Source organism: Novosphingobium sp. 11B (assembly GCF_054589055.1).
In genome coordinates this window covers 1-365 of record NZ_BAAILP010000298.1, presented here as the reverse complement: position 1 = coordinate 365, position 365 = coordinate 1, and the positions used below count along the sequence as shown (strand labels likewise).

1 protein-coding gene is annotated in these 365 nt (G+C 63.6%); it reads right to left on the bottom strand.

Annotated features, from left to right (window positions below; genetic code table 11):
- A partial coding sequence (locus ACYPYD_RS25780) for an IS3 family transposase (RefSeq protein ID WP_459666410.1) occupies positions 1-365 on the bottom strand: 365 nt, incomplete at both ends.

The following is a 365-nucleotide window of genomic DNA, read 5'->3' as shown; positions in this document are numbered from 1 at the left end:
TGCGGATGTAGGTGATGTCGGTCACCCAGGCCCTGTCGGGGGCAGCGACGTCGAACTGCCGGTCCAGAGTATTGTCGACCGCCCGGGATGGCTTGCCGCCATAGCTTCCCGGCCGCCGCTTGTAACCGATCTGCGCCTTGATGCCTGCCAGCCTCGTCAACCGGGCAACACGGTTCGGGCAGCAGGTCTCGCCCTGATCCAGTAGGTCGTCGTGCAACTTGCGGTAGCCATAGACTTTGCCGCTGTCGTTCCAGGCTTGCCGGATCAACTTCGTCTGCCGCACATCTTCCCGGGTCCGTTGGCTCAGCGGGTTCTTCTGCCAGGCATAGAAGCCGCTGGGCTGGATGCGCAGGCACCGACACATC